The 5,635-nt window shown below is 30.7% G+C and carries 5 protein-coding genes; all 5 read right to left on the reverse strand.

Annotated features, from left to right (window positions below; translation table 11 throughout):
- Positions 1–129: 129 nt before the first annotated feature.
- Positions 130–888: a creatininase family protein gene (locus ACMOUI_RS10895; RefSeq protein ID WP_418965721.1), complete on the reverse strand. Its 759-nt coding sequence runs from the start codon at positions 886–888 to the stop codon at positions 130–132.
- Between the two features lie 15 nt (positions 889–903).
- The gene (locus tag ACMOUI_RS10900; RefSeq protein ID WP_418965722.1) at positions 904–2,415 is read right to left on the reverse strand and encodes a glutathione ABC transporter substrate-binding protein; all 1,512 of its coding nucleotides are present in this window, start codon (positions 2,413–2,415) and stop codon (positions 904–906) included.
- 161 nt (positions 2,416–2,576) lie between these two features.
- Entirely contained in the window at positions 2,577–3,392 is an 816-nt protein-coding gene (locus ACMOUI_RS10905; protein ID WP_418965723.1) for a carbohydrate ABC transporter permease, read from the reverse strand.
- A complete protein-coding gene (locus ACMOUI_RS10910) occupies positions 3,392–4,267 on the reverse strand; it encodes a carbohydrate ABC transporter permease (RefSeq protein WP_418965724.1) in 876 nt (291 codons plus the stop codon). The genes ACMOUI_RS10905 and ACMOUI_RS10910 overlap by 1 nt, the downstream gene beginning before the upstream one ends.
- An 8-nt stretch (positions 4,268–4,275) precedes the next feature.
- Positions 4,276–5,568 (reverse strand): ABC transporter substrate-binding protein, encoded by a 1,293-nt coding sequence (locus ACMOUI_RS10915; RefSeq protein ID WP_418965725.1) that lies wholly within the window; start codon positions 5,566–5,568, stop codon positions 4,276–4,278.
- Positions 5,569–5,635 lie beyond the last annotated feature (67 nt).

The following is a 5,635-nucleotide window of genomic DNA, read 5'->3' on the forward strand; positions in this document are numbered from 1 at the left end:
CTCTAAAATCAGCATACCTTTATACACAACTATATTAGTATACAAGTATATTTATATTGTTTTTTAATCTTATTTTTTTATTTAAAATAAAAAAAGTTACAGATTTCTCCATAACTTTTTCAATATCTACTAATTTATCTCTATTTTCTTAAAATCATCAATAAAATCTTCAATATACTCTATCACATCTTTTAAGATTCTCTCTCCTAGTTCAACTGTTGAATTTTTCGGATCATAGGGGCCTATCCAACCATTAGGTACTACACTTTTAAAACTTCTCATTATTTTTACATTCCCATTTTTATAGTTATGCAATGTTATATACTTATTAGTTATCTCATTTGATAACTCATTTATTATTAATGGTTCACAGTAATTTAGATTTACAGAGTTCCTATCTATTGCCATAACTGTACTTGTTTCCTGTATATCTCCATGTCCTCCATCATAATCTGGATTTAAAAGTTTTGCTAAGTTCCACCAATCAACAGTAGCTATCAGCCCCCCTTTTTCAAAGGTATCCAGTCCAACTTGATCCAAGGCTGAAATATTTCCTCCATGACCATTAATAAATATAAATTTTTTTAAACCACTACTTAATAGAGAATCTACAATAGAGTTTAAAATATTTATAAGGTTAGTACTTCCAATATTTATAGTTCCAGGAAACTCTTTTATGGATTGACAATTTCCATATGGAATGGAAGGTAATACAAGGATATCCTCTCTGTGAGCTAACTTCGAAACTATATAATCCGGTATTATATAATCTGTTCCCAGTGGAGCTTGAGCTCCATGATATTCTATACTTCCTATTGCGATCATTACAACAGGAGACTTTGACATAAAATTTATAACATCTTTAGCTGGAGTATTTGATATATTCATAATTCACCTCATCTATTATTTAGAAAAATTAACATTATACAGATTAAAATATCCCGTAGGATGAAGAACAAAATTTTCTACATACTTTTGTGTTGCAACATTTTGATTATTATAGACCATAGTTATAGATGGAATCTCCTCTTGAATTATTCTTTGTATCTCCCTATAATTATCCATTCTTTTCTCTTGATCTGTTGAAATCCTTGCCTCATCAAGTAGTCTATCCACAGTGGCGTTTGAATAAAAAGAACGATTTCCAGCTCTTCCATGAGCTGATGTATGGAATACTGGATATAGCCCATAGTCTGGGTCTCCTGTTACAGTTACCCACCCCAAGATATACATATCATGCTCTCCAGCGGCTGTTCTATCTATATACGCTCCCCATTCAAGAGTTTCAATTGCTGCATCTATTCCAATTGTTTTAAATTGATCCTGTAATATTGTTGCTATATCTTTTCTAGATGTATTATCATTTATCCAAATTGACGTTTTAAATCCATTTGGATACCCTGCCTCTGCTAGAAGTTTTTTAGCCTTTTCCACATTATATTCATAGTTTTTAACATCTTTATTATAGCCTGGAATTTTAGGACTTATTGGAGAACTTCCTGGAATAGCGGTATTTTTATACACTACCTCTATAATATCATCAACATTTATAGCATAAGCTATAGCTTGTCTTACCCTTACATCATCAAAAGGTTTGTGCTGTGTATTCAATCCTAAGTATGAGTTTCCTAAAGATTGCTCATACAAAAACTTTAAATCATTATTACTTTTTATCTTATCTATATCAACTGGGTCTACATCATAAACTATATCCGCTTCACCTGTCTCTAAAGCTATTGTTCGATTTGTTCCCTCTGGAATAGCTTTTATAACTATATTTTCTATTGCTGATTTTCCTAAATAGTATTCAGGGTTAGCTTTTAAGAAAATTCTATCTCCAGCCAACCATTTATCAAGTATATATGGTCCTGTTCCCACCGGATTTTGATCATATCTCTCACTTGAATTTGTAACTGCTTTTTCATTTAATATAACAGCTCCTGGGTGAGAAAGATGGCTCAAGAGTGGTCCAAAACCATTTTTTGTCACTATTTCAACTGTATAGTCATCAATTACATTGATTAGTTCTATTTCACTTATTAAAAATGAAACTGTAGGCTGATTTTTCATTCTATCCAATGTAAACTTAACATCTTTAGCAGTCAAAGTTTCTCCATTATGGAACTTAACTCCTTTTCTCAAATTAAAAATAGTCCTTCTCTCATCAACTTTATTCCAACTCCCTGCCAACCCTGGAACAATGTTCATATCATTATCTTTTTTTACCAACCCATCATAAATTTGGTTATAAACTCTAACAGTGGGAGTGTCAATAGCTTTTTGAGGGTCCAGTGTCCTAGCATCTGCCCCTTGAGCCACTATCAATGGTTTGTTTCCCTTTACTTCCTCCTCTTTTTTTCCACAACTTAAAATTGTAAAAAGACCAACAATCAGTATAACTAGTTTTTTTATCATATATCCTCTCCTTTCTTAATTTTTGAAAAGTTATTTTTATTTTTAAGAATAATGATATCACATTTTTTACACTGTTGTCTTATATAAGAATATAATTAAATTCATATATTAAATAACTAATTGAAAAAACTCCCTTAAATAGTTTTAAAGGAGTTTTTTACCTATTTATAAGAACCTGTCATACCTTGTACAAAACTTTTTTGCATACTAAAGAATATTATTATCATTGGAACTGTGCTAATAACAATAGCCAACATAAGCATTCCATAGTCTACAAAATAAGCTGATGACATAGAGGATAATGTCAGCGTCAATGTTTTACTTTCATTTGTTCTTAAAACAATTAAAGGCCACATATAGTTGTTCCACTGGGTCATGAAAGCATATATTGCTGCCGCTGCTATAGTTGGTTTCATAGGTGGCAACACTATTTTAAAAAATATTGTGAGCTCACTAGCTCCATCTATTCTAGCAGATTCTATTATTTGAATAGGAAAACTTTTTAAACTCTGTCTAAAGAAAAATATTAAGAATACTGAGGATAACCCTGGAAGTATAACAGCTATTAAACTATCTATTAGATTTAATTTGACCATTATTCTAAATAACGGTATCATCATAGCTGCAAATGGAACCATCATAGAAAGTAAAAAGATTTTATAGATAATTTCTGTTTTTAGAGTTTTAAACTTATCAAAACCATAAGCTGCTAAAGCTGTTATAAGAAGCGTTAAAATCATATATATAACTGTTATTTCTAAAGTATTCAAAAAAGCTTTTCCAAACCCTCCAAATTTTATTAGATTGTTATAATTTTCAAAAAACATCTTTCCCACAGATAGTTTTCCACCTAAAATATCTGTATTATTATTGGTAGAACCTACTACTAACCAATAAAATGGAAAAATTGAAAAAATTGAAGCAATCCCTAAAAATAAATATTGAAATATTGAACTAATTTTTATTTTTTTCCTCATTATGCATCATCTCCAGCAAACTTAAATTGCACATAGGATAACAATGCAATCATCAACACCACTGTGTAGGATATTGTTGCTGCATATCCAAAATTAGGTGCATAAACAAAAGATACGTTATATATGTATTGAGATATTGTCATAGTGGAGTTTGCTGGTCCTCCCATTGTTAAATTCATAGGTTCGTCAAAAAGTTGTAGAGTTCCTATGGTTGACATAATCGTAGTAAATAGAAGGATTGGTTTTAGTTGTGGTATTGTAATATAGAAAAATTGCTTAAATTTGTTTACTCCATCTATATCTGCTGCTTCGTACATATCTTTTGGTATACTTTGAAGTGCAGCTAAAAAGAATATCATATTATACCCTGTCCACCTCCAAAGAAGAGCTAAAATTATTGTAACTTTAGCCCAGAATGGATCAGTTAACCATGGAATTCCTATTTTAAATAGACCTGTTTTTAACAATATATTATTGATTAATCCTTTTTCTGCAAAAATCATTTTAAATAGAACTGAATATGCTACCAAGGATGTCACACATGGTAAAAAAATACATGTTCTAAAAAAGCTTTTAAATTTCAATTTGGCAGAATCCAATAAAGTAGCCAAAAATACAGCTAAAATTAACATTATTGGAACTTGAATTATTAAATATATCATCGTATTTTTTAGAGCTGTATAAAACATCTGATCGCTCAATAATCTTTTTATATTACCAAAACCATTGAATTTATATACAATACCTCTAGATGTATAAAAAGAGAGAATTAATGAATCTATTATTGGATATAGTGAAAAAAATAAAAACAATATCAAGGCAGCAGATATAAATAACCACCCTTCACTCTTTCCTCTCCATAATTTTTTTAGCATACTATCACCTACTGTATCTGAGATTTTAATTGAGCTTCAGCTTTTTCTAATCCCTCGTCTACACTCATTTTATCCTCAACTATGTATTTCAAAACGCCCACTATAGCTTGATCTGCTTCTCTAACATAGACACCATAGTTTACAGATGGAATCTCTTTCATCCATTTTGAAAAATCTTGATAAACTTTTTGATTATCAAAAAATGCATCTGGTGCTTCGTAACTTGGAGTCCCCTGCGAAGGTAGATATGTTCCTATAGCACCTCTCTCCGTTAAAATCTCATCATAAAATTCTTTATTTTCTGCAAATATAGCCTTCATAAACTCTGCTGCTGTTACTTTATTATCTTTATTTAAAATATACCAACTAGATCCCCCTAAATTAGATGCATTTACAGATTTTATATCATCTAATCTTGGAATAGGAGCTACTCCCCATTTTCCACTTTGACTCTTTTCTGTCTTGATACTTCCAATTATCCAAGCTCCAGTAGAAATAGTTGCCACATCTCCAGACGTAAAATTAGAAACCCACTCTCCCCAACCGGATGCTTGATTTACAACACCTGAATTAAACAGTTCTTTCACTGTTAGTATAGCATCTTTTAGGGCTTCATTTTTTATAAAATCTATCTCTCCCTTTTCATTAAAATACCAAGCTCCTGCTGATTGCATCATAACTCTAACTATTCCAGGGTCTTGCAAGGCCATATCTGCCATTAGCTGTTTCCCTGTTTTAGCCTTTACCTCTTTTCCAATTTCAATAAGCTCTTTCCATGTTATATTTTGTAATCTTTCCTCTGAAATCCCAGCTTCCTTTAGATAATCTCTTCTATAAAATAGACCTGTTACTCCACTATCAAAAGGAATCCCATATGTTTTATTATCCACTGTCATAGGCGGTATCTTATATTTAGCGAATTCATTGTAATTAATATAGTCATTTAATGGCATAAAAGAGTTTGGATATGACGTTAAAAATTTTTGTGCCGCATAATCTTCTATTAGAACAATATCAGGTAAAGTGTTTATAGCATTAGCCGATAAACTAGTATGTATTTTTTGCTCTATATCATCTCTACCATTATCTACCACTTTTATCTCAACATTTGGATTTTTCTCAGAATATATTTTTGCTGCTTTTTCCATTATAGGGACATTAAAATTTTTATCCCAAGCCCATACTGTTAATATTTTTTTGGAGTTTTCATCTGTTTTTGCTACTTCACCTTTATCTTCTTTTGTTCCACATGACATTAAACCAAGACCCATTAAAAAAAGAACCGATATTTTTTTCTTCATAAAAAACCTCCTGAGTACCAATAGTTTTTGTTTATTCAATAAAAATAAACATTTTTTACCATTATAG

This window comes from Cetobacterium sp. (assembly GCF_048470075.1).
Classification (GTDB): Bacteria; Fusobacteriota; Fusobacteriia; order Fusobacteriales; family Fusobacteriaceae; genus Cetobacterium_A.